The 23153-nt window shown below is 46.0% G+C and carries 20 protein-coding genes and 7 tRNA genes; 3 read left to right on the top strand and 24 right to left on the bottom strand.

What is annotated here, in order from left to right:
* Positions 1-171 precede the first annotated feature (171 nt).
* Entirely contained in the window at positions 172-1422 is a 1251-nt protein-coding gene (gene glyA, locus ITG12_RS07660) for a serine hydroxymethyltransferase (RefSeq protein WP_005440106.1), read from the top strand.
* A 305-nt stretch (positions 1423-1727) separates the two neighbouring features.
* On the opposite strand, the gene lipA is transcribed toward glyA, so the two are convergent.
* From lipA to leuS, 12 genes are all read right to left on the bottom strand, one after another.
* On the bottom strand, positions 1728-2693 hold the full coding sequence (lipA, locus tag ITG12_RS07655) for a lipoyl synthase (protein WP_038875607.1): 966 nt from the start codon (positions 2691-2693) through the stop codon (positions 1728-1730).
* Positions 2690-3352, bottom strand: coding sequence for a lipoyl(octanoyl) transferase LipB (gene lipB / locus ITG12_RS07650; protein WP_038865385.1), 663 nt, complete (start codon positions 3350-3352; stop codon positions 2690-2692). The genes lipA and lipB overlap by 4 nt, the downstream gene beginning before the upstream one ends.
* 176 nt (positions 3353-3528) lie before the next feature.
* Positions 3529-3807, bottom strand: a complete 279-nt coding sequence (gene ybeD, locus ITG12_RS07645; RefSeq protein WP_038865384.1) for a DUF493 family protein YbeD — start codon at positions 3805-3807, stop codon at positions 3529-3531.
* Between the two features lie 161 nt (positions 3808-3968).
* Positions 3969-5147: a serine hydrolase gene (locus tag ITG12_RS07640; RefSeq protein ID WP_038865383.1), complete on the bottom strand. Its 1179-nt coding sequence runs from the start codon at positions 5145-5147 to the stop codon at positions 3969-3971.
* 92 nt (positions 5148-5239) lie between these two features.
* The gene (locus ITG12_RS07635) at positions 5240-6043 is read right to left on the bottom strand and encodes a septal ring lytic transglycosylase RlpA family protein (RefSeq protein ID WP_038875609.1); all 804 of its coding nucleotides are present in this window, start codon (positions 6041-6043) and stop codon (positions 5240-5242) included.
* A 3-nt stretch (positions 6044-6046) separates the two neighbouring features.
* A complete protein-coding gene (gene rodA / locus ITG12_RS07630; RefSeq protein WP_038875610.1) occupies positions 6047-7168 on the bottom strand; it encodes a rod shape-determining protein RodA in 1122 nt (373 codons plus the stop codon).
* Positions 7168-9093, bottom strand: a complete 1926-nt coding sequence (mrdA, locus tag ITG12_RS07625) for a penicillin-binding protein 2 (RefSeq protein WP_102388286.1) — start codon at positions 9091-9093, stop codon at positions 7168-7170. Before mrdA ends, rodA begins: the two co-directional genes overlap by 1 nt.
* A gap of 29 nt (positions 9094-9122) precedes the next feature.
* On the bottom strand, positions 9123-9593 hold the full coding sequence (gene rlmH / locus ITG12_RS07620; protein ID WP_038873801.1) for a 23S rRNA (pseudouridine(1915)-N(3))-methyltransferase RlmH: 471 nt from the start codon (positions 9591-9593) through the stop codon (positions 9123-9125).
* A gap of 4 nt (positions 9594-9597) precedes the next feature.
* Complete coding sequence (rsfS, locus tag ITG12_RS07615) at positions 9598-9915, bottom strand: ribosome silencing factor (RefSeq protein WP_038875827.1); 318 nt, start codon at positions 9913-9915, stop codon at positions 9598-9600.
* An 88-nt stretch (positions 9916-10003) separates the two neighbouring features.
* On the bottom strand, positions 10004-11023 hold the full coding sequence (holA, locus tag ITG12_RS07610; RefSeq protein ID WP_038873805.1) for a DNA polymerase III subunit delta: 1020 nt from the start codon (positions 11021-11023) through the stop codon (positions 10004-10006).
* 5 nt (positions 11024-11028) lie between these two features.
* Positions 11029-11586 (bottom strand): LPS assembly lipoprotein LptE, encoded by a 558-nt coding sequence (lptE, locus tag ITG12_RS07605; protein ID WP_038873808.1) that lies wholly within the window; start codon positions 11584-11586, stop codon positions 11029-11031.
* Positions 11587-11757: 171 nt separating this feature from the next.
* Positions 11758-14331 carry a leucine--tRNA ligase gene (gene leuS / locus ITG12_RS07600; protein WP_038875830.1) on the bottom strand — a complete coding sequence of 858 codons (2574 nt, stop codon included), beginning with the start codon at positions 14329-14331 and terminating at the stop codon, positions 11758-11760.
* A gap of 155 nt (positions 14332-14486) precedes the next feature.
* Here leuS and ITG12_RS07595 point away from each other — a divergent pair, with 155 nt between their 5' ends.
* The gene (locus tag ITG12_RS07595) at positions 14487-14957 is read left to right on the top strand and encodes a zinc ribbon-containing protein (RefSeq protein WP_038873812.1); all 471 of its coding nucleotides are present in this window, start codon (positions 14487-14489) and stop codon (positions 14955-14957) included.
* 68 nt (positions 14958-15025) lie between these two features.
* Here ITG12_RS07595 and lnt read toward each other — a convergent pair whose 3' ends face one another.
* The 5 genes from lnt to miaB all read right to left on the bottom strand — a co-directional run bounded on the left by lnt (position 15026) and on the right by miaB (position 20648).
* Positions 15026-16543, bottom strand: a complete 1518-nt coding sequence (lnt, locus tag ITG12_RS07590) for an apolipoprotein N-acyltransferase (protein ID WP_038873814.1) — start codon at positions 16541-16543, stop codon at positions 15026-15028.
* 37 nt (positions 16544-16580) lie between these two features.
* Entirely contained in the window at positions 16581-17480 is a 900-nt protein-coding gene (corC, locus tag ITG12_RS07585; RefSeq protein ID WP_038873816.1) for a CNNM family magnesium/cobalt transport protein CorC, read from the bottom strand.
* 105 nt (positions 17481-17585) lie between these two features.
* On the bottom strand, positions 17586-18050 hold the full coding sequence (gene ybeY / locus ITG12_RS07580; RefSeq protein ID WP_038875833.1) for an rRNA maturation RNase YbeY: 465 nt from the start codon (positions 18048-18050) through the stop codon (positions 17586-17588).
* Between the two features lie 2 nt (positions 18051-18052).
* A complete protein-coding gene (locus ITG12_RS07575) occupies positions 18053-19150 on the bottom strand; it encodes a PhoH family protein (RefSeq protein WP_248873917.1) in 1098 nt (365 codons plus the stop codon).
* Between the two features lie 73 nt (positions 19151-19223).
* Positions 19224-20648: a tRNA (N6-isopentenyl adenosine(37)-C2)-methylthiotransferase MiaB gene (gene miaB, locus ITG12_RS07570; protein ID WP_038873822.1), complete on the bottom strand. Its 1425-nt coding sequence runs from the start codon at positions 20646-20648 to the stop codon at positions 19224-19226.
* A gap of 258 nt (positions 20649-20906) precedes the next feature.
* Between miaB and ITG12_RS07565 the strand changes: the two genes are divergently transcribed.
* Positions 20907-22082 carry a 2-octaprenyl-3-methyl-6-methoxy-1,4-benzoquinol hydroxylase gene (locus ITG12_RS07565; RefSeq protein ID WP_248873916.1) on the top strand — a complete coding sequence of 392 codons (1176 nt, stop codon included), beginning with the start codon at positions 20907-20909 and terminating at the stop codon, positions 22080-22082.
* Between the two features lie 153 nt (positions 22083-22235).
* Here the strand turns inward: ITG12_RS07565 and ITG12_RS07560 are convergent.
* The 7 genes from ITG12_RS07560 to ITG12_RS07530 form a co-directional block, all read right to left on the bottom strand.
* A tRNA-Leu gene (locus tag ITG12_RS07560) sits at positions 22236-22320 on the bottom strand.
* A 54-nt stretch (positions 22321-22374) separates the two neighbouring features.
* Positions 22375-22449: transfer RNA gene (locus ITG12_RS07555), tRNA-Gln, on the bottom strand.
* A 46-nt stretch (positions 22450-22495) separates the two neighbouring features.
* Positions 22496-22580, bottom strand: a tRNA-Leu gene (locus tag ITG12_RS07550).
* 55 nt (positions 22581-22635) lie between these two features.
* A tRNA-Gln gene (locus tag ITG12_RS07545) sits at positions 22636-22710 on the bottom strand.
* 46 nt (positions 22711-22756) lie between these two features.
* Positions 22757-22841: transfer RNA gene (locus ITG12_RS07540), tRNA-Leu, on the bottom strand.
* Positions 22842-22894: 53 nt separating this feature from the next.
* Positions 22895-22971 (bottom strand) — tRNA-Met (locus ITG12_RS07535).
* Between the two features lie 41 nt (positions 22972-23012).
* Positions 23013-23097, bottom strand: a tRNA-Leu gene (locus tag ITG12_RS07530).
* Positions 23098-23153 lie beyond the last annotated feature (56 nt).

Below are 23153 nucleotides of genomic sequence, written 5' to 3'. Positions count from 1 at the left end.
TTTCTTGCTTGTCACCATGAAAAAACTGCATGAGAAAAATTGTAAATTTCTCTTTATGACCTAGATCAAATTATGTAGAATGCGCGCCATTAGGTCGACGAAAACGTTTGCGTTAGGTCGTTATCCAGTTTTTTTGCAACTTTCAGTACCAATCTGAGTCAGGAGATACAGATGCTTAAGCGTGATATGAACATCGCAGATTACGATGCGGAACTGTTCGCAGCTATCCAGGAAGAAACACTTCGCCAGGAAGAACACATTGAACTAATCGCTTCTGAAAACTACACAAGTCCACGTGTAATGGAAGCTCAAGGTTCTCAGCTAACGAACAAATACGCTGAAGGCTACCCAGGCAAGCGTTACTACGGCGGTTGTGAGTACGTAGATAAAGCTGAAGCACTGGCAATCGATCGTGCATGCCAACTGTTCGGTTGTGAGTACGCGAACGTACAGCCTCACTCAGGTTCTCAAGCAAACAGCGCAGTTTACATGGCGCTTCTAAACCCAGGCGACACAGTTCTAGGTATGAGCCTAGCGCACGGTGGCCACCTAACTCACGGTTCTCCAGTAAACTTTTCTGGTAAGCACTACAACGTGATTCCTTACGGTATCGACGAAGCAGGTCAAATCAACTACGACGAGATGGAACAGCTAGCGCTTGAGCACAAGCCTAAGATGATCATCGGTGGTTTCTCTGCTTACTCACAAATCGTTGATTGGAAACGCATGCGTGAAATCGCGGACAAAGTTGACGCTTACCTATTCGTAGACATGGCACACGTTGCTGGTCTAATCGCAGCAGGCGAGTACCCAACACCAGTTCCACATGCTCACGTAGTAACAACGACTACGCACAAAACGCTAGCAGGTCCTCGTGGCGGTCTTATCCTTTCTAACGAAGGTGAAGAGCTGTACAAGAAGCTCAACTCAGCAGTATTCCCTGGCGGTCAAGGTGGTCCTCTAATGCACGTTATCGCTGGTAAAGCGGTAGCGTTCAAAGAAGCGATGGAGCCTGAATTCAAAGCTTACCAAGCTAACGTTGTGAAAAACGCGAAAGCAATGGTTGGTCAATTCCAAGAGCGTGGCTACAAGATCGTTTCTAACGGTACTGAGAACCACCTATTCCTAGTTGATCTAATCGACAAAGACATCACTGGTAAAGATGCAGATGCAGCACTTGGTGCAGCAAACATCACAGTAAACAAGAACTCTGTTCCAAACGATCCACGCAGCCCATTCGTAACGTCTGGTATCCGTGTAGGTACACCAGCAATTACTCGTCGCGGCTTCACTGAAGATGACGCGAAAGAGCTAGCAAACTGGATGTGTGACGTTCTAGATAACATCGGCAACGAGGAAGTTATCGAAGCAACGAAACAGAAAGTTCTAGAGATCTGTAAGCGTCTACCAGTTTACGCATAGTTCTCTGTGTAAATTCGCTTTCTTTGAAAATAACTCAGGCGAACTCGTTCTATTTCTGCGATTCGGTTTGATTATTTGATTGATGAAAGGTCCTCATTTGAGGGCCTTTTTGTTTTTCTAGCGTATGGAAATATCAGCTTAGAGTGCGCTGAAATCAGATTTCTGATATCGCCTAGGATCTTCGGAATGACGCTGCTTTTGGTTCTGAGAAATAAGCTTATTGTCCAAATGATGGTGTTTTATGTTCGACAGATACAAAAAAGGCTGGCACTGAGCCAACCTTTCTCTTCAAAACAAGCGAGCGCTTATTTAATCTCGATACCTTGAGCCTGCATATCGGCATGGTAAGAAGAACGAACGAATGGACCACACGCCGCGTGCGTGAAGCCAAGTTCTAGTGCGATCTCTTTTAGCTCGTCAAACTCTGATGGTGGAACGTAACGCTCTACTGGCAGGTGGTGACGGCTTGGTGCTAGGTACTGACCAAGTGTCAGCATTGTTACACCGTGTGCACGTAGGTCTTTTAGTACTTGGACGATCTCTTCTTTCGTTTCGCCAAGACCCATCATAACACCTGATTTGGTCGGTACATTTGGGTGCTGCTCTTTGAACTTTTGCAGCAATTGTAGTGACCATTTGTAGTTCGCGCCTGGGCGAGCTTTACGGTACAAACGAGGTGCCGTTTCTAGGTTGTGGTTGAAGACATCTGGTGGGTTGTCTTTCATCAGATCAAGTGCTACATCCATACGGCCACGGAAATCAGGTACAAGCGTTTCAATCTTGATGTGTGGGTTCAGTTCGCGGATTTCACGGTTACAGTTTGCAAAGTGCTCTGCACCGCCATCACGCAAATCATCGCGGTCTACTGAAGTGATAACGACGTATTTCAGCTTCATGTCTGCGATGGTTTTAGCCAGTTTCTTCGGCTCTTCAGCTTCTACTGCAAGCGGACGGCCATGGGCAACGTCACAGAATGGACAACGGCGAGTACAGATAGCGCCAAGGATCATGAAAGTAGCCGTACCGTGGTTAAAACATTCCGCTAGGTTAGGGCAAGAGGCTTCTTCACATACTGAGTGAAGGTTGTTCTTGCGCATCGCTGATTTGATGTCTTGAATACGTTGGCTGTCGGCTGGTAGCTTGATCTTCATCCAATCAGGCTTACGTAGCACTTCTTTCTGCTCTGTAGGCATGTTCTTTACGGGAATCAATGCCATTTTGTCAGCGTCGCGGTATTTGACGCCTTTTTCCATCTGGATTGGTTTGCTCATGCTTTGTTACCTTGAGAAGGTGCTTCTGTGCTGAATTCTACTTGCTCGTAATCAAGCAAAGTAACGAGTTCTTGTATTAGTTGTTTTTCCACGACTTCGATATCTTCAGGGCCGCCAACTTGGCTAACCTGAACCATCTCCATTCCTTCATAGCCACAAGGGTTTATACGTAAAAACGGACCTAAGTCCATATTGACGTTCAACGCTAGGCCGTGGAATGAGCATCCTTTGCGAATGCGAAGGCCGAGAGAACATATTTTTTTACTGTCGACATAAACACCTGGGGCATCTGGTCGCGCAGCAGATTCGATATTGTATGCCTTTAGGGTGTTGATCACGAGGTTCTCTATGTGCGTAACGAGATCTCGCACCCCTAATTTTTTACGACGCAGGTTGATCAGAAAGTAAGCGACAAGCTGACCAGGACCATGGTAGGTCACTTGACCCCCGCGATCGCTTTGTACAACAGGAATATTACCAGTGTTAATGAGGTGTTCGGCTTTACCCGCTTGACCTTGTGTAAATACTGGGTTGTGTTCTACCAACCAAACTTCATCAGGCGTGTCGTCTGTGCGTTGATCAGTGAACTCATGCATCGCCTTCCATACAGGCTCATAATCTTGGCGTCCAAGTCGTCTTACAACAAGTTGGTGTTGCATGGGGATTCCTGTCACTAATATATAAAGTTTTTGGATTATAAACCGGATGAGTTTGATGCTCTACAGTTGAGTAACAGATTTTTAACTGAAAGAGTCAGTGGTTTTCATTATCTACATGATAAATAAAAAGAAAGCAGCCGAAGCTGCTTTCAAAAAAAATTTAATTTATCAAAAAATTATAGAACCATGCGTACGATGTCGATTTCACCCAGTTCTTTGTAAAGGGTTTCAACCTGCTCGATAGAGGTAGCAGTAATATTGATAGACACCGAGTGGTAGTTGCCCTTAGCACTTGGTTTTACTGCTGGGCTGTAGTCACCTGGAGCATGACGCTGGATTACTTCAAGAACGAGTTCTGGAAGTTCAGGTTTTGCATGCCCCATTACCTTGTAAGTAAATGAACAAGGGAACTCAAGCAGGTCTTTCAATTTTGCATCAGAGTTGATGGTTAGCATATCGGTAACTCCAGTTGGTATTCGTTGCGGTGCGAAATAGTACAGTCAAATTAGGGTGAACTCAAGATCATCCCCAAGCATCTTAACGTCGCTTGAGTATAGATAACAAAGCCGCCCTAGTTGGCGGCTTTGCGGACTTGTTTGTTGTTCAGAAGCGACTGTTAGAAGAAGCTCTTAAACAACAATACGATGTAGTCCCACATACGGCTAAATAGGCTGCCTTGGTCTACAGTTTCTAATGCCATTAGTGGGTACTCAGCAATATCTTCACCATCAATTTGATAGTATAGCTTACCAACTACATCACCTTTATTAATTGGGGCTTCTAGCTCTTTTTCAAGTACGAAGCTTGCCTTTAGATTCTTTGCTTCACCACGAGGTAGCGTTACGTAAGTATCTTGGTCAAGACCCAGAGCAACCGTATCTTTGTTACCCATCCATACTTTTTCTTCTACAAACGTTTCACCCGCTTTATGTGGCGCAACGGTTTCGAAGAAGCGGAAGCCGTAGCTCAGTAGCTTTTTGCTTTCTGATTTACGAGCGTTTGCATCTTTGGTACCCATTACCACTGCAACTAGGCGCATTTGACCTTCAGTTGCCGAACTTACTAGGCTGTAGCCCGCGTTGCTAGTATGGCCAGTCTTGATGCCATCAACGTTCATGCTCTTATCCCACAATAGGCCGTTACGGTTGTACTGTGTGATGCCGTTGTAAGTGAATTTTTTATCTGAGTAGATACGGTACTCATCAGGAACGTCACGGATCAATGCTTTACCAAGCAGTGCCATGTCATAAGGTGTTGAGTATAGATTTGGGTTATCTAGGCCGTGCACGTTAGCAAAATGCGTGTTGCTCATGCCAATTGTGTTTGCCCATGCGTTCATTAGGTCTACGAATGCATCTTCAGAGCCTGCAATGTGTTCAGCCATTGCGACACAAGCGTCGTTACCTGATTGAATGATGATACCGCGGTTTAGGTCTTTCACCTTAACTGTGGTGCCAACTTCAATGAACATTTTTGAAGAATCAGGGAAGTTTTTCGCCCATGCGTTCTTACTGATGGTTACATCATCGTCTTCTGAAATATTACCACGCGCTAGCTCTTGGCCAATTACGTAGCTGGTCATCATTTTTGTCAGACTAGCAGGAGACAACTTTGTGTTCATCTCTTTCTCAGCCAGAACTTTACCTGAGTTGTAATCCATCAAAACGTAGCCTTTCGCTGCGATTTGAGGTGCGTCTGGGACAACAACTGGTGAAGCAAAAGCAGATTGAGCGATGGTTGCAGTTAGCGCAACCGAAGAAACGAGAATAGATTTCACAAACTTATTTTTATTCATGGTAATTCAAATTTTTTGGTTAACTGTCGACATCTTAACAGAATCCCTGCTTATGTAAGAAGGGCTCTGCATAGAAATTCATGACACCAAGGTCATTTGTCAGTTTTGTGTTTTTTAATAAATGCGGACGAATAGCCGAGCAACTTTACTTTATCCAGTGTTGCTTGCGTCAGGGAATAGTCAGTAAATGGCCCTAGCAACAAGCGGTGAGTTTCTTTCGTGCTCTCCAAGAAAGTTTCTGTATCCAGCTTTTGACCAAGCTCTTGGCCTAAAGTTCGCGCTCGATCTTCATATTTTGAAGAAGCAACTTGAATCACGTATTTTGGGTGCGCAGCTAAAGACTTTTCATCGGTTGGCTTATCAATGGTGATGACTTCAATTTGTACGTTCGCTGTGCCAGTTTTCACGACGTCGAGCTTATGAGCGGCGGCGTAGCTTAAATCAATAATACGGCCGTCATGAAATGGGCCACGGTCGTTAACACGTACAACGGTTGATTTACCATTGTCGGTATTGGTGACTTTAACGTAGCTCGGTAATGGCAGCGTTTTGTGTGCGGCTGTCATTGAGTACATATCGTAAATTTCACCGTTGGACGTAAGGTGACCTTGGAATTTTTTTCCGTACCAAGAGGCACGGCCTTTTTCCGTAAAACCTTTTGCGTCACGAACGATTTTGTAGTCGGAACCTCGTAGATTGTAATCGCTGTTACCACCTAAGCTGTATGGTTCATATTTAGGATGCGCATCCTCAATGTGCTCGACCGATAGAGGTTTATCTGGTGCTACATCGGATTCAAGTTCATAACGGCCTTCTTGTGTTTTTTGGTCGGTAGAAGAACAGCCCGCCAAAATAACAGCAGAAAAAACTAAGGAATATAAAGCGCGTTTTTGCATGGTCTAGGTCGCCTTAGAGAATGCTTTTCGGTGCGTGTGGATCGACATCAAAATGCCAAAACCAGCCATCAGTGTCACCATGGAAGTGCCACCATAACTGATCAACGGTAAAGGTACGCCTACTACGGGTAGGATGCCACTTACCATGCCGATATTTACAAAAATATACACGAAGAAGCTGAGTACAATACTGCCTGCCATCATTCGGCCAAACGCAGTTTGTGCTTGGCTTGCGAGGTAGAGACCTCGTCCAATAATAAAGAGATAGATGGTCAACAGGCAAAGGAAGCCAATCATACCCCATTCTTCAGCAATTACTGCAAAGATAAAGTCAGTGTGACGTTCAGGAAGAAATTCTAACTGTGATTGAGTGCCTTGCAACCAACCTTTGCCGGAAATACCACCAGAACCAATCGCAATTTTACTTTGGATGATGTGATAACCGGCACCGAGAGGGTCTGATTCAGGGTTGAACAGAGTACGAACGCGCACTTTTTGATACTCACGCATCAAGAAGAACCACAAAACGGGAATGAAACCACCAAGCGCCAGTGAGGCACCAGCAATGATTTTCCAACTGATACCCGCAAGGAAGATAACAAAGATGCCTGATGCAGCGATCAGAATCGAGGTCCCTAAGTCAGGTTGCTTTGCGATGAGAATGGTTGGCAAGCAAACCATGATCAACGCAACGATGAGGGTTTTGAACGTCGGGGGAAGTGGTTGACGACCGATATAGCGCGCGACCATCAAGGGTACGGCGAGCTTGAGAAGCTCAGAAGGTTGGAATCGAACAAAGCCAAGATTTAGCCAGCGCTGTGCGCCTTTGGAAGCTTCACCAAAGAAGAGCACGCCAAAGAGCAGTATGACACCACCGACAAACATGAGAGGCGCGAGGCTTTCGTAAGTTCTGGGCGAGATCTGTGCTAAGACGATCATCACGACTAATGATAGGGCCATACGCATGGCTTGGCGGTCCATCATCGCCAAGCTCTGGCCACTGGCGCTGTACATGATGACCAAGCCAAAGGCCATTAGTGCAAAGATGCCGAGTAAAAGCGGCAAGTCGATATGGAAGCGTTCAAACAGGGCTCGGTTCTTACCTGTAGAGGGATCCATTTTCATCACTGCGTTACCTCTTGTTTCTCTTTGGCTTGCTCATCGTCTGGTTCGATTTTTTCTGGCCCAACGATCACTCGGTCGAAGATCTTTCTTGCTACTGGTGCGCCATTACTTGAACCACCACCGGCGTTTTCAAGCACGATTGAAACGACAACTTTAGGATCGTCAAATGGCGCAAAACCGGTAAACAGGGCGTGGTCGCGCAGATGTTCTGCGACTTCGTCTGCGTTGTATTCTTCGTCTTCACCTAGACCGAAGACCTGAGCAGTACCTGATTTACCACCCGTTTGGTAATCCATATTGTAGAAAGAGCGACGAGCCGTCCCTTTCGCACCATGGTTTACCAAGCGCATGCCTTCTTTGGCCATGTTCCAGTATTTATCCGGCACATTTTGAATTGGCGGGTAGGTGACGTATTCAGAGGTCTTTTGCTCTTCAAAATCACCGCCATTATCAATTGTCGCTTTGAGCAAATGTGGCGCGGCTACGGCGCCTTCGTTGACCAATACCGATGTTGCTTTGGCAATTTGCATTGGTGTTGCTGTCCAGTAACCTTGCCCGATACCAACAGGAATCGTATCGCCTTTGTACCAAGGGGTTTTATGGCGAGCCATTTTCCATTCACGCGTTGGCATGTTTGCTTTGCTTTCTTCGTAAATATCGATACCGGTATAGTCACCAAAACCAAACATCATCATCCAATTCGAGATACGGTCGATACCCATGTCATAAGCGACTTGATAGAAGAAAGTATCAACGGATTCTTCTATCGACTTGATGATATCTACGCGGCCATGGCCCCAACGCAGCCAGTCACGGAATGGGCGAGTATCGGAGTTTGGAATGCGCCAGTAGCCAGGGTCATTACGCGTGGTTTTTGGTGTTACCACACCCTCTTCCAAAGCTGCAACGGCCATAAATGGCTTAATGGTGGAAGCTGGGGGGTAAATACCTAGCGTAGTTCGGTTTACAAGTGGACGGTTTTTGTCGTTCAAGAGGGCTCGGTAAGCTTTGCCTGAGATACCGTGGACAAAGGAGTTTGGATCGTAGCTCGGGCTTGAAACCATCGCGAGCACACCATTGTCTTTAGGATCCAAAACCACCGCACTACCACGACGCCCATCTAATAATTGGTGAACGTATAGTTGTAAGTTAATGTCGAGGTTTAACACGATGTCTTGACCCGGAATCGGCGGGACGTACTTTAAGGTACGAATTACTCGGCCACGGCTATTGACTTCGACTTCTTGGTAACCCGCGGTACCGTGCAATAAATCTTCGTAGTATTTTTCAATACCTAGTTTGCCGATATCACGAGTGGCTTGGTAGTTCGCGTCTTTTTCTTCACGAACTAGGCGTTGCATGTCACGATCGTTGATGCGTGATACGTAGCCAATAACGTGGGTCAGTACTTCACTAAATGGGTAGTAACGCTTCAATGTTGCGCTGATTTCAACACCCGGAAAGCGGTATTGGTTTACCGAGAAAACAGCAACTTGGTTTTCATCTAACTGAGTCAGTAGTGGTACGGATTTAAAGCGACGTGTACGTTTACGTTCACGCTGGAAACGTTCAATTTGCTCTGGCGTGATTTCAAGAATGGTTTGTAGCTCTTCGATGGTGCCATCAATGTCTTTGATTTTTTCTGGAGTAAGCTCCAAGTTGAAGACAGGGCGGTTTTCAGCTAGCAGAATACCGTTGCGGTCGTAAATAAGACCACGGTTTGGTGCGATTGGAACGACTTTGATGCGGTTGTCGTTAGAGCGAGTTTGGTAATCTTGGAACTGGTTAACCTGTATGTTGTACATGTTAGCAACCAGCAACCCCATCAAAATGACGATACCCAAAAAAGCAAAAATAGCGCGACTGGAAAACAGGCGCGCTTCAGCTTGGTAGTCTCGGATTTGACTGCGGCGTTTACGAATCATTAACGCTTGTCTCTACGGCTAAGCAGCGATTATTCGCGGTGATAAGGGTGGTTAGCAGTAATGCTCCACGCTCGGTATAAACTCTCCGCCATGACAATACGCACAAGTGGGTGCGGTAAGGTCAATGCAGACAAAGACCAACTTTGATCAGCGGCGGCTTTACATGCAGGAGAAAGCCCTTCTGGGCCACCAATTAAAATAGAAACGTCGCGAGCATCTAATTTCCAAGCTTCTAGCTGTTCTGCCAGTTGTGGGGTATCCCACTTTTTGCCCGGGATATCCAATGTCACGATGCGGTTGCCTTTTGGGACCGCTGCCAACATAGCTTCGCCTTCTTTTTGAAGAATACGTGCGATGTCGGCATTTTTTCCACGTTTCCCTGCTGGGATCTCAACCAACTCAAGTGGCATATCATGAGGGAAGCGACGACGGTATTCTTGGAATCCCTCTTCGACCCATTTGGGCATTTTAGTGCCTACAGCAATCAGTTGAATTTTCAAAAGATTAACCCCAAAGCTTTTCTAGCTGGTACAGGTTACGGTGTTCATCTTGCATGACATGAAGCATGGCATCGCCCATATCGAGAACAACCCATTCACCTTCTTTCTCGCCTTCCATACCTAGTGGTTCTAGACCAGCTTTCTTCACTTCAGATGCGACGTGATCAGCAATAGATGAAACGTGACGTTTAGAGGTGCCAGTACAAATGATCATGTAATCTGTCACGCTAGATTTGTCTTCTACATTCAGAATTACAATCTCTTCTGCTTTCATGTCGTCAGCTTTATCAGCTAAAAAGTCTTTAAGTTCTTCGCGAAGCACTCGGTTTTCCTCGGTTTTCTTTTCAATCTGTGGGTGTTTTGAATCATATTAATCAAAACTGGCCGCGCACTATATCACGCTTTGAATTCTAAATTGCCAGCTTAATATCAGGTGAACAGGTTTCTAAGCTCAATTGGTGAATCGTTGGCCACACAGATTCTTCATATTGGGTTTTCGCTTTTATCTCGGCGTGAGCCAAAAGAGATAAAAGCGCACAAATGCGGCTTGTTGACAGACGTGTCAAAGCTGCGTTGTAAAATGGGCGTTTGTTTTGCCACACACGATGCTTTTCAAATACCTGGATCATACCCATTTGGGTTAAGTCGCGGTGCATGTTCAGCAGTTGATTAAACTCTTTCTGTACACTGCGGATCAGAATGATGGTTTCGACGCCTTCCGCTTCTAATTGACGCAGTATACGTTGTGCACGATTGGCTTTACCCGCTAACAGAGCGTCGATCCAGTGGAAGGTCGTAAAGTGGTTATGGCGACTTAAGGCTGCTTCCAATCGCACCACAGTTAACTCACCATCTGGGTAGATTAGAGCAAGTTTCTCTAAGCTTTGTGAGAGCGCAAACAAATTACCTTCATGCCATTGTGCCAATACTTGCAGTGATTGTTGGTCCGCCTTTAGACCAAGGGCACGGCAGCGAGTTTGCACAAACATGGGTAAGCGTTGTAAATCGGGCGTTAAGCAACTCACCCAATCACCCTTTGCACTCAGGGCTTTAAACCATTTTGCGTTTTCTTGTGCTTTGGTAAGTTTGCTGCCAATGACGACTAACATGATATCGTCATGCAGCATTTCGCATAGGCTGACTAGCTCTTTACTGATCGCTGCGTTTGCGCCGGCTTCTGGTAACTCTAATTCAATTAACTGACGGCTTGAAAACAAACTCAATGCTTGGAAACAGTCGTAAACTTGGTTCCAATCTAGACTCGCATCCACAGCAAAGCGATGTCTTTCTTCAAAACCGTGCTGGCGCGCGGTGTGCTGAATCGCTTGTCGGCTTTCTTGAATCAATAAGGGTTCATTACCGAAAATTAGATAAACCTGCTTTACGTGTTTTGCTAAATGGTCGGCCAGCTTATCGGCATAAATTCGCATTTTGATTAAGAGTCAGTTTTGTTGTCGTTAGTGTTTGTCGCATCAGGGGTAATATGGCCTTGTTCGTACTCTGCACGAACTCGACCTAGCTGACGCATCATTTGGCTTGCGGCTTGCTGACGCATTTCATCTTCGATAACGTCGCGCTCTACTGACTTAGCTAGGGCAGTGAGTGGGTTATCAAGATAGTTACGGTTTACTGTTGTCGTGAAGGCTTTGGAACCGAACTCAGGAATTGTAACGCGGTATTGCACTACATAGGTCAGCTCTTTTTCTGCAGCACGACTGTTTTGATACAGCGACAGCGTACGTTCGTCAATGGTCGCTTCAATTAGGTGTAGGTTTGGTGTGTTAGCAGAAGGCTGTACCAAGTCCACTTTATTCAGTTCAAGTTGAGCTCGTACATATCGAGTCAAAGGACTGTATTCATCATAGCTAGTGAATGACATGGTGTGCAGTTCTTCCGGAACGGAATACTCGCCACGAAGGTGAAAACCACAGGCAGAAAGAAGCCCCGCTAATACCAATACCACTGGTAGTTTAATCAAAGAGAAAAAGCGCATTGATTGTATTCATCCTAAATTTAAGGGGTTATTTACCTGAAACCACTCATCGTGAATGGTTTGAGGTAAATAAACAGGGTGAGGACTCACCCTGTTAGAAAACTCATGCCGAACGAATCAGTTCGCTCGACGTTGAGTTCTTGCAAGCTGCATTTCGTTGGTAACGAGCGGCTAGTTTGCAACGATGTTCAATAGTTTACCTGGTACGTAAATCACTTTACGGATAGTTAGACCATCTAGGAACTTCTTCGCGTTCTCGTCGTTTAGACCAAGCTCACGAACTTGCTCTTCTGAAGCGTCAGCAGCAACGGTTAGCTTCGCACGTAGTTTACCGTTGATCATCACAACGATAGTTTTCTCGTCTTCAACCAGAGCTTTCTCATCAAACGTTGGCCATGCCGCGTTGTCGATGTCTGCCTCACCTAGCGCTGCCCATAGTTCGTATGAGATGTGCGGAGTGATTGGGTAAAGCATTGCAACCACAGCTTTAAGTGCTTCATCAAGGATTGCACGGTCTTGTACAGATTCTTGAGGCGCTTTCGCAAGCTTGTTCATCAGTTCCATGATCGCTGCAATTGCTGTGTTGAATGTTTGACGACGAGCGATATCGTCAGTCACTTTTGCGATAGTCTTATGAACATCGCGACGCAGAGCTTTTTGGTCACCAGAAAGTGCAGTTGCATCAACTGACTCAGCTGCACCTTTTGAAGCGTGAGCGTGAACCAGTTTCCAAACACGTTTCAGGAAGCGGTTAGCGCCTTCTACGCCAGACTCTTGCCATTCAAGGGTCATGTCTGCTGGTGAAGCAAACATCATGAATAGACGTACCGTGTCAGCACCGTACTTGTCTACCATTTCTTGAGGGTCGATACCGTTGTTTTTCGACTTAGACATTTTGATCATGCCTGAGTGCGTTACATCACGGCCTTCATTGTCTTTCGCCGAAGTGATACGACCTTTACCGTCACGTTCAACAGCAACATCTGTTGGGGCAACCCACTCTTTACCGCCTTTTTCGTTCTCGAAGTAGAACGCGTCAGCCAGTACCATGCCTTGACACAGCAGTTGCTTGAACGGTTCGTCAGACGTTACGTAGCCTGCGTCACGTAGCAGTTTGTGGAAGAAGCGAGAGTACAGTAGGTGCATACAAGCGTGCTCGATACCACCGATGTACTGGTCTACCGGTAGCCAGTAGTTTGCTTTTTCTGGATCTAGGATGTCGTCAGCTTGTGGTGAACAGTAACGTGCGTAGTACCAAGAAGACTCCATGAACGTATCGAACGTATCTGTCTCACGTAGAGCAGGTTCGCCGTTGAATGTTGTCTTCGCCCATTCTTTGTCAGCTTTGATTGGGCTTGTTACGCCGTCCATTACCACGTCTTCTGGAAGAATAACGGGTAGTTGGTCAGCGGGTACTGGGTGAACTTCGCCGTCTTCAGTGGTTACCATAGGGATTGGTGCACCCCAGTAACGTTGACGAGATACCCCCCAGTCACGTAGACGGAAGTTAACTGTCTTAGTGCCTTTGCCTTCTGCTTCTAGCTTCGCTGCGATTGCATCGAACGCCGCTTGGAATTCAAGGCCGTCGAATTCACCTGAATCGAACAGTACACCTTTCTCTGTGTATGCCGCTTCAGATACGTCTAGTTCGCTGCCATCAACCGGTTTGATGACAGGAACGATGTCTAGGCCGTATTTCGTTGCAAATTCGTAGTCACGTTGGTCGTGTGCAGGAACCGCCATGACTGCGCCTGTGCCGTAGTCCATCAGTACGAAGTTTGCTACGTAAACTGGCACTTCACGACCGTTCAATGGGTGAATAGCAGTAAGGCCAGTAGCCATACCTTTTTTCTCCATTGTCGCAAGCTCAGCTTCTGCTACTTTGGTGTTTTTACATTCTTCGATGAATGACGCTAGCTCTGGGTTGTTCTGAGCTGCGATAGCCGCAAGAGGGTGACCTGCTGCGATACCAACGTAAGTCACACCCATTAGCGTGTCTGGACGTGTGGTGTAAACTTCTAAATCTTGTTGACCGTTAACTTCAAACTTGAGTTCCACGCCTTCAGAACGACCGATCCAGTTACGCTGCATGGTCTTAACCATTTCTGGCCAACCTTCAAGTTTGTCTAGGTCGTCTAGTAGCTCTTGAGCGTATTCAGTGATCTTAATAAACCACTGTGGAATTTCTTTTTGTTCTACCGGAGTATCACAACGCCAGCAACAGCCGTCTTCAACCTGTTCGTTTGCAAGAACAGTTTGATCGTTTGGACACCAGTTAACAGAAGAGGTCTTCTTGTAAACCAGACCTTTCTCGTAAAGCTTAGTGAAGAACTCTTGTTCCCAACGGTAGTACTCTGGCGTACAGGTTGCGAATTCACGATTCCAGTCGTAACCAAAGCCAAGAAGCTTAAGTTGGTTCTTCATGTATTCAATGTTTTCGTAAGTCCAAGGCGCCGGTGCAGTGTTGTTTTTTACTGCCGCGTTTTCCGCAGGTAGACCAAATGCATCCCAACCGATTGGTTGCATTACGTTTTTGCCTTGTAGGCGTTGGAAACGAGATACTACGTCACCGATGGTGTAGTTGCGCACGTGACCCATGTGCAGTCGACCACTTGGGTATGGGAACATGGATAGACAGTAGAATTTTTCTTTGTTTGGGTCTTCACTTACAACAAAGGTCTTGTTGTCATCCCAGTGCTTTTGAACTTTTTGTTCAAGGTCTTGTGGATTGTATTGTTCTTGCATCGATGGTATCCGGTTATCTTGGAATTTGTGAGTTCGGTTAGAACAGACTTAAATAGATCGTCATAGAATACCTAAAGCTAGGGATCACAACAATAGCCAATCAGTACCCATGCGCCTCGAAGTGACGCTTGGTAGTGGAAAGATGGAGGTCAGTTATGCCTAAACGTAAAGCAGGTTATGAGGAAATGCTCGAGGATGTGATGGAAACCTTGAAGCACAGTCCGGATGAAGTTAACAAAGTATTCGAAACGTCGGGCAAAGTCGTGGATGCCGCTAACGACATGACCAAAGATGAGCTCTCACTAATTTCAGCTTACGTAAAAGCCGATTTAAAAGAGTTCTCCGACAGCTATGAGGAAGGAAAAAGCGGGCCTTTTTATCTCACCATTGCCGATTCAATCTGGCAAGGTTTACTGGATATTACCGATAAAACTAAAGTTGAGTGGGTTGAGTTGTTCGATGATTTAGAGCATCAAGGCTTGTATGAAGCGGGCGAAGTCATCGGGCTCGGGACATTGGTCTGTGATGAATGTGGTCATAAAACCACTTACAACCATCCAACGGTCATAATTCCATGCATCAAGTGTAATCATACTGGTTTTAGTCGCCAATCTCTCAAGCCATAACATGCAGTCAAAAAATACAACGCAATAAAGCAATAAAAAAGAGGCTACCAGAGCCTCTTTTTTTGATGTTATTTGCGTTTTCTTGGTAACCACCAAGCCAATATAAGGCTCAGTGCTGCCCAGATATATAATGGCCAAGTACCAAAGGTGCGATAAGGTGTTTGTCCGTCTGTCGGAACCAACTCTGCGCGCAATACCGCTGTCTCAAACTGAGGGATTTGCTCGATGATCTTACCTTTATGATCAGTAACAGCTGTCAAACCGTTATTGGTTGAACGAATCAGCGGTTTTCCAAGCTCCAATGCACGCATGCGTGCGATTTCCATATGTTGTAGTGGACCAATGGAGTGACCGAACCAAGCATCATTTGATAGCGTTAGTATGAAGTCAGTATCGTCTGTGACGTTCTGACGAACTTGTTCGCTAAAGATGATCTCGTAACACAAAGCCGGGTCCATATGTTTACCATTCGCCACAATGTTTGGTTGTACGAAATCGCCACGGCTGAACGATGACATCGGTAAATTGAAGAAGGGCGCTAATGGACGTAACACCTCTTCAAATGGAACAAATTCACCAAACGGAAGTAAGTGATGCTTGTGATAGCGTTTGTCTAAATCAAAGCTGTAATCGCCGTATGGATTCACACCCAGTGAGAGAATGCTGTTGTAGAACTGGCCGTCTTCTCCTTGGTTAACCACGCCGGTGATGATCGCGCTGTTATTCATTTTCGCCGCAGCATCGATGTTTCTCAAGAACGACGGGACTTCGATTTCAAATGCCGGAATCGCAGCCTCAGGCCAAACGATGATGTCGGCATCCCAGTTTTCACGCGTTAAGTCGGCATACTTCATGATGGTTGGCCAGCGCTGGCTTGGTAGCCATTTTAGGTTCTGATCAACATTACCTTGGATTAAGGCGACTTTGGTTGTGTCTTCCGGACGAGGTGTCACCCAGTCGTATTGGCTGATGCCAAAACCTGCGCTGAGCAAAACCACAGGGATAATGACCATCAGCCACTGCTTATGCACCCAAGCGTAAGCCAGAGAACCAGCACTCATTAGTATGAATAAGGTCAGGAGCTCAACACCACCAATAGGTGCGAAGCTGGCCAATGGGCCATCAATTTGGCTGTAACCCAGCCACAACCATGGAAAGCCGGTCATCACCCAACCGCGTAGCCAATCAGTGACTAACCACAGAGCAGGAGCGGCTAATAATGCTTTAGTGAGAGTAAGTTGTGGGAAGAACTTATTGCTGAGCCAAGCGAATAGGCCGGTGTAAATCGATAAGTAAGCAATCAGCAAACCCATCAGAAATAGATTTGCAATGAGCGGCATCCCGCCAAAGCCAGCGATGCTGACATAAACCCAACTAACGCCGGTGGAGAATTGGCCGAGTCCCCACGCATAACCGATCCAAAGTGCACGCTTAGGTGATTGGTTTGCAAGAAGAATAAGAAGGATAGCAGGGCTGAGTATGGCAATAGGCCATAACTGGTAAGGGGCAAATGCTAGGGTAGTGGAAGCGCCAACAAAAGCGGCCACTAAGGGCCGCTTTAGGCGATGAAAGAGTACATTCATCATTATATTTTTCTGATATTCCCGTTGTTAGGGTATCGCGTTACTCTTGAGTGGCTTCAACCAGCGTTTCTTCGTCTGGAATCGTCACTTGGAGTTGAATGACACGACGGTTATCGGCAGCGGTGACTTTGAAGTTATAGCCTTCAATTTCGACCAACTCACCACGAGATGGTAAGTGACCAAAGGCAGTCATTACCATACCACCTACAGTATCCACTTCTTCATCGCTGAAGTCGGTACCGAATGTCTCATTAAACTCTTCAATGGTTGTCAGAGCTCTGACAGCAAAGGTATGCTTGCTTAGCTTACGGATATCGGTTTCTTCTTCGTCATCGAACTCATCTTCAATATCCCCTACGATTTCTTCAAGGATATCTTCGATTGTTACTAGACCAGAAACGCCACCGAATTCGTCGACAACAATCGCCATGTGATAACGTTCTTCACGGAATTCTTTTAGCAGGCGGTCGACACGTTTACTTTCCGGTACAACCACTGCTTGTCGAATTACTTCTTCGATATCAAATGGGTTACTGCCTGAGCCCAAGTATTTGAGTAAGTCCTTCGCTAATAGAATGCCTTCTACATGGTCTTTATCTTCGCTGATCACAGGGTAGCGAGAGTGTTGAGCATCAGTAATTAGAGCGATCAAAGTATCAAGATCGTCTGTGCGCTCAACCGTAACCATTTGCGAACGCGGGATCATGATGTCACGCACGCGCATTTCAGAGATTTCCATAACACCTTCAAGCATGTCGCGGGTGTCGTGGTCAATCAGGTCGTTGATTTCTGAGTCGCGGATAACATCCACAAGCTCTTGGCGGTCTTTTGGTTCGCCTTGAAATAGTTGACCTAGACGTTCAAAGAAGGACTTTCTACTCGGACCTTCTGCCTTTTCTTTCTTGCCTTCATTAGAAGAGGGAGAATTATCTTCGTTCATTGTTTCTCAATTAAGTAACGCTATCAGATGTGTGATAGCTCACATAGAAAAGCGATCACGAGGTCGCACCTAGATGGTTCGCTTTTCCCTGTCGAGCAACCAAAGTTACTCTTTTTCAGCAATGTACGGGTCTTCGTAACCCATGCCTTGCATGATTTCTGTCTCGAGGGATTCCATCTCTTCAGCTTCATCATCCTCGATATGATCATAACCTAGCAGATGCAAGCTGCCATGTACAACCATATGCGCCCAATGTGCTAGTAGAGGCTTGTTCTGCTCAATTGCCTCTTTTTCAACTACTTGGCGACAGATTATCAAATCGCCTAGGAGATCCATTTCCATACCAGGTGGTACTTCGAATGGGAAAGACAGCACATTAGTCGGCTTATCTTTACCACGGTATTCGTGGTTTAGCTCGTGACTTTCTTGCTCGTCGACAATACGAATCGTCAGTTCCGCTTGAGGCTGAAATAGAGGAATAGTCTTATCTAGCCACAATTGGAAATCTTGCTCAGAAGGTAAACCTTCTTCATTTTCGACTGCCAGTTGCAAATCAAGTTCAATTGCCATGTTTATTCCTTACTCGCCGCGACTTGTGAACTCAGCTCTGCTTTTGCTGCTTCTAGCAATTTAGCATCACGTTCTTCGCGTCGGCGTTTTTCAAACTCTTTGCGCTCTTTTTGGTCTTGCGCTTCCCACTTCTCATAAGCATTAACAATACGAGCAACCACTGGGTGGCGCACGACATCGTCTGCTTGGAAGAAGTTAAAGCTGATGTCATCAACTTCACTCAGTACTTCAATTGCGTGGCGAAGACCTGATTTTGCACCGCGTGGTAAGTCAATCTGGGTAACGTCACCAGTCACAACGGCACGAGAGTTGAAGCCGATACGGGTCAGGAACATCTTCATTTGCTCAACCGTGGTGTTTTGACTCTCATCAAGAATGATGAAAGCGTCGTTCAAAGTACGACCACGCATGTAAGCAAGAGGCGCAACCTCTATCACGTTACGTTCAATCAGCTTTTCTACGCGCTCAAAACCCAGCATTTCAAATAGGGCATCGTAGAGAGGACGTAGGTATGGGTCGACTTTCTGGCTCAAATCACCAGGTAGGAAGCCCAGTTTCTCACCTGCTTCAACCGCAGGGCGAGTTAATAGAATACGACGGATCTCTTGACGCTCTAGTGCGTCAACGGCTGCTGCAACCGCGAGGTAGGTTTTACCTGTACCCGCAGGACCGATGCCGAAAGTGATATCGTGCGTCACCATGTTCATCAAGTATTGACCTTGATTCGGTGTACGCGGCTTGATCACGCCTTTTTTGGTTTTTACGAAGACTTCTTTGCCGTGCTCGAACGTTGATTCTGTCGTCTGTTCCAGTACACCTGATTCTTTGATTGCCAGGTGGATCTGTTCTGGCTCAATGTCAGGTGTTTCACCACGAACGGGTGCTGTTTCTACGTATAGGGTTTTGAGAATATCCAGCGCAGCTGCCGCGGTATGAGGTTTACCCACGATGGTGAAAAGATCGCTACGGTGGTTGATTTCAACGCCTAAACGACGTTCTAAATGCTTGATGTTATCATCGAATGGACCGCACAGGCTTGTAAGTCGGCGGTTGTCTGAAGGTTCTAGATTGATTTCTAGCGTTACGATTTTATTGCTCAATGTTGCCTCTCATTTTATGCCACTTAACGAGAGCCTGACAACGACCAGGCTCTCAATGGCTATTTGTACGAGCTTATGGCGTAAAAGTAGCTACACCTAGCTCATCTTCGCGACGTGTTTTCGCCATCATTTGCATTGGTGAAATCACACTACGAAGGTCCATGTCTTTTTCTGTACGTACTAGTTCACCACGTAGCGAGTTAGCAAATACGTCCGTAATCTTCACGTCAACGAACTGACCGATTAGGTCTGCGCTACCTTCAAAGTTTACTACACGGTTGTTTTCTGTACGAGCACGTAGCTCCATTAGGTTCTTTTTAGAAGGACCTTCAACCAGAACGCGTTGCTCAGTGTCTAGCATTAGACGAGAGTAGCGCATTGCTTGTGTGTTTACGGTTTGTTGCAGCTCGTATAGACGCTCTTTCTTCACTTGCTCTGATAGATCACAAGGGTAATCTGCCGCTGGTGTCCCTGGGCGTGGAGAGAAGATAAAGCTGAAGCTCATGTCAAAGTCTACGTCTTTGATTAGCTTCATTGTGTCTTGGAAATCTTTGTCTGTTTCACCAGGGAAACCAACGATAAAGTCTGAACTGATTTGGATATCAGGACGTGCTTTACGTAGCTTACGGATGATCGACTTGTATTCGATGCCAGTGTGAGGACGTTTCATCATAGTCAGCACTCGGTCACTACCACTTTGTACTGGTAGGTGAAGGAAGCTTACTAGCTCAGGTGTGTCTTCGTATACTGCGATGATGTCATCAGTAAACTCTAATGGATGGCTTGTTGTAAAGCGGATACGATCAATACCATCGATAGACGCAACCAAACGAAGCAGTTCTGCGAATGAACAGATCTCACCGTCGTGCATAGGACCACGGTACGCGTTTACGTTTTGGCCCAGTAGGTTCACTTCGCGGACGCCTTGTTCTGCTAGTTGTGCGATTTCGAACAGTACGTCATCCATTGGGCGGCTTACTTCTTCACCGCGAGTGTACGGTACTACACAGTAAGTACAGTACTTAGAACAACCTTCCATGATAGAAACGAACGCTGTCGCACCTTCAGCACGAGGCTCTGGTAGACGGTCGAATTTTTCGATCTCTGGGAATGAAATGTCCATGACTGGTGCTTCATCCGATTGAGATTGCTTAATCATCTCAGGAAGACGGTGAAGGGTTTGTGGACCAAAAATTACGTCAACGTATGGAGCACGTTGACGAATGTGATCGCCTTCTTGAGTTGCTACACAACCACCAACGCCGATAACCACGCCAGGTTTTTTATCTTTTAGTGTTTTCCAACGACCAAGCTGGTGGAAAACTTTCTCTTGCGCCTTTTCACGGATCGAACAGGTGTTAAGTAGAAGTACGTCTGCTTCCTCTGGCTCTTCGGTCAGCTCATAGCCGTTTGCAGCATTAAGCAGGTCGGCCATTTTTGATGAATCGTATTCGTTCATCTGGCAGCCCCAGGTTTTAATTAGCAGTTTCTTACTCATCTCACTTTCGCTCGTTCAGTTGTACTTAAATCGGAGAGCTATTGCTCAAATTATAGCCGCCATCTCGGCGGTAAGCGGCGTATTGTACTGCTTTAAAAAGCACCTGACTAGTGATCTGACGAATTCTCTGCAAACCCTGATGAAATCTAGATTTTTACCCCATACGAAGCAAGGTTTTGTATTAAAGAATTTTGTAAAAATAGCCGTGGAACGTACAATTAAAAAACGCCAAATAATCAATACGATGAAGAGCAAAAAATGAACAAGTATGATATCGCCGTAATCGGTGGCGGCATGGTCGGTGCAGCAATGGCTGTCGGGTTTGCTAAGCAGGGCAGAAGTGTTGTGGTTGTGGAAGGTGCTGAACCTAAGGCTTTTGAAGCTTCTCAAGCCTTGGATATTCGTGTTTCAGCAATCTCACACCAATCAGTAAAGTTACTTGATTCATTAGATGCGTGGTCAGCAATTGAGAGCATGCGAGTGTGTCCTTATCGTCGTTTGGAAACGTGGGAACACCCAGAGTGCCGTACTCGTTTTCACTCTGATGAACTGTCATTGGAGCAGCTAGGCTATATCGTTGAAAACCGACTAATCCAACTTGGTCTTTGGCAAGCTTTCGCACAATACGACAACTTAACGGTAATGTGTCCAGAGCGACTAAAAGACATTGAATTTGCCGAGGTTAACCGTGTAACACTAGAAAGTGGCGAGCAGTTTGAAGCTAGCTGGGTGATTGGTGCCGATGGCGCGAACTCAAAAGTTCGTCAATTGGCGGGTATTGGCGTAACCGCATGGGATTACCGTCAACACTGCATGCTGATCAACGTGAAAACCGAACTTCCTCAACAAGACATCACTTGGCAGCAATTTACTCCGTCAGGTCCACGTTCGTTCTTGCCGCTATGCTCATTAACTGAAGATGGTAAAGAAGTGGGGCAGGGTTCGCTGGTTTGGTATGACTCACCAAAACGTATTAAGCAATTGTGTGCGATGACGAAACCCCAGCTAAAAGAAGAGATCTTACGTCACTTCCCAGCTGAATTGGGTGATATCAACGTTTTACAGTTTGGTTCATTCCCACTGACTCGTCGTCATGCTCAAAGTTATTCAAGCAAGAATTGCGTGTTAGTGGGCGACTCTGCCCATACAATTAACCCACTTGCTGGGCAAGGCGTGAATCTTGGCTTCAAGGATGTTGATGTCCTGCTTTCAGTGACGGATCAGCAAGAGCAACTTAATGATTCATTACTCGCCAAGTATGAGCGCGCTCGTCGACCAGATAACTTACTAATGCAAACTGGCATGGATGTGTTCTACAAAGGCTTTAGTAATGATTTAGGGCCACTGAAGTTCGCTCGTAATGCGGCATTAAAGTTAGCGGAAAACTCAGGGCCGATTAAAGCTCAAGTATTGAAGTACGCATTGGGTATGTAAGTCTGGATACCCAATGCGTCAGGTAGAAAAGCAATACATAGAAAAAAAGCGAGCCATGAGCTCGCTTTTTTAATTCGATAAATCAGAGATCTACCGAGTCCAGAATCGGAAAAAAGAAAAAACCCAGCAAATTAATGCTGGGTTTTTCAATCATGGTGCGGTCGGAGAGACTTGAACTCTCACACCTTGCGGCGCCAGAACCTAAATCTGGTGCGTCTACCAATTCCGCCACGACCGCATCGTGTTTTTTAGTCACTAAGGTAATTGGCATAACCTTAACAACGTTTTGTAATGGCAGGGCTACCTGGATTCGAACCAGGGAATGGCGGCATCAAAAGCCGCTGCCTTACCGCTTGGCGATAGCCCTACAGGTCTTAGTCTTTCAGCTAAGTGCTTCCCAATTAAGGAAAGTATGGTGCGGTCGGAGAGACTTGAACTCTCACACCTTGCGGCGCCAGAACCTAAATCTGGTGCGTCTACCAATTCCGCCACGACCGCATCGTGTTTTTTTAGTTACTAAGGTAATTGGTATAACCTTAACAACGTTTTGTAATGGCAGGGCTACCTGGATTCGAACCAGGGAATGGCGGCATCAAAAGCCGCTGCCTTACCGCTTGGCGATAGCCCTACAGGTCTTAGTCTTTCAGCTAAGTGCTTCCCAATCAAGGAAAGTATGGTGCGGTCGGAGAGACTTGAACTCTCACACCTTGCGGCGCCAGAACCTAAATCTGGTGCGTCTACCAATTCCGCCACGACCGCGCTTTAATACTTCTGATCAATAGTCGTAAGTATAAACTATTTATCTGAATAAATGGTGGCTACGACGGGATTCGAACCTGTGACCCCATCATTATGAGTGATGTGCTCTAACCAGCTGAGCTACGTAGCCAACAATATGTTTTAACAACATATGTATTCTTTTAATTAAGATGGTGCGGTCGGAGAGACTTGAACTCTCACACCTTGCGGCGCCAGAACCTAAATCTGGTGCGTCTACCAATTCCGCCACGACCGCATCTTAATTGTTGTTATCGAGAGAATTGGTAAAACCTCAATAACGTCCCTTTAAAG

This window comes from Vibrio sp. ED002, from assembly GCF_023277445.1.
GTDB classification, from domain to species: domain Bacteria; phylum Pseudomonadota; class Gammaproteobacteria; order Enterobacterales; family Vibrionaceae; genus Vibrio; species Vibrio jasicida.
Note: the sequence above shows the minus strand (reverse complement) of the source record. Positions and strands in the feature narration are given on the sequence as shown.

Coding starts and splice junctions, on each gene's coding strand:
- lnt (WP_038873814.1), bottom strand. CDS start 16,543: ATGATGAATGTACTCTTTCATCGCCTAAAGCGGCCCTTAGTGGCCGCT.
- ybeD (WP_038865384.1), bottom strand. CDS start 3,807: ATGCTAACCATCAACTCTGATGCAAAATTGAAAGACCTGCTTGAGTTC.
- lipA (WP_038875607.1), bottom strand. CDS start 2,693: ATGAGCAAACCAATCCAGATGGAAAAAGGCGTCAAATACCGCGACGCT.
- ITG12_RS07635 (WP_038875609.1), bottom strand. CDS start 6,043: ATGCAAAAACGCGCTTTATATTCCTTAGTTTTTTCTGCTGTTATTTTG.
- ITG12_RS07565 (WP_248873916.1), top strand. CDS start 20,907: ATGAACAAGTATGATATCGCCGTAATCGGTGGCGGCATGGTCGGTGCA.
- rodA (WP_038875610.1), bottom strand. CDS start 7,168: ATGAAAATGGATCCCTCTACAGGTAAGAACCGAGCCCTGTTTGAACGC.
- holA (WP_038873805.1), bottom strand. CDS start 11,023: ATGCGAATTTATGCCGATAAGCTGGCCGACCATTTAGCAAAACACGTA.
- mrdA (WP_102388286.1), bottom strand. CDS start 9,093: ATGATTCGTAAACGCCGCAGTCAAATCCGAGACTACCAAGCTGAAGCG.
- corC (WP_038873816.1), bottom strand. CDS start 17,480: ATGAACGAAGATAATTCTCCCTCTTCTAATGAAGGCAAGAAAGAAAAG.
- leuS (WP_038875830.1), bottom strand. CDS start 14,331: ATGCAAGAACAATACAATCCACAAGACCTTGAACAAAAAGTTCAAAAG.
- lipB (WP_038865385.1), bottom strand. CDS start 3,352: ATGCAACACCAACTTGTTGTAAGACGACTTGGACGCCAAGATTATGAG.
- ITG12_RS07640 (WP_038865383.1), bottom strand. CDS start 5,147: ATGAATAAAAATAAGTTTGTGAAATCTATTCTCGTTTCTTCGGTTGCG.
- glyA (WP_005440106.1), top strand. CDS start 172: ATGCTTAAGCGTGATATGAACATCGCAGATTACGATGCGGAACTGTTC.
- miaB (WP_038873822.1), bottom strand. CDS start 20,648: ATGAGTAAGAAACTGCTAATTAAAACCTGGGGCTGCCAGATGAACGAA.
- ITG12_RS07595 (WP_038873812.1), top strand. CDS start 14,487: ATGCCTAAACGTAAAGCAGGTTATGAGGAAATGCTCGAGGATGTGATG.
- lptE (WP_038873808.1), bottom strand. CDS start 11,586: ATGCGCTTTTTCTCTTTGATTAAACTACCAGTGGTATTGGTATTAGCG.
- ybeY (WP_038875833.1), bottom strand. CDS start 18,050: ATGGCAATTGAACTTGATTTGCAACTGGCAGTCGAAAATGAAGAAGGT.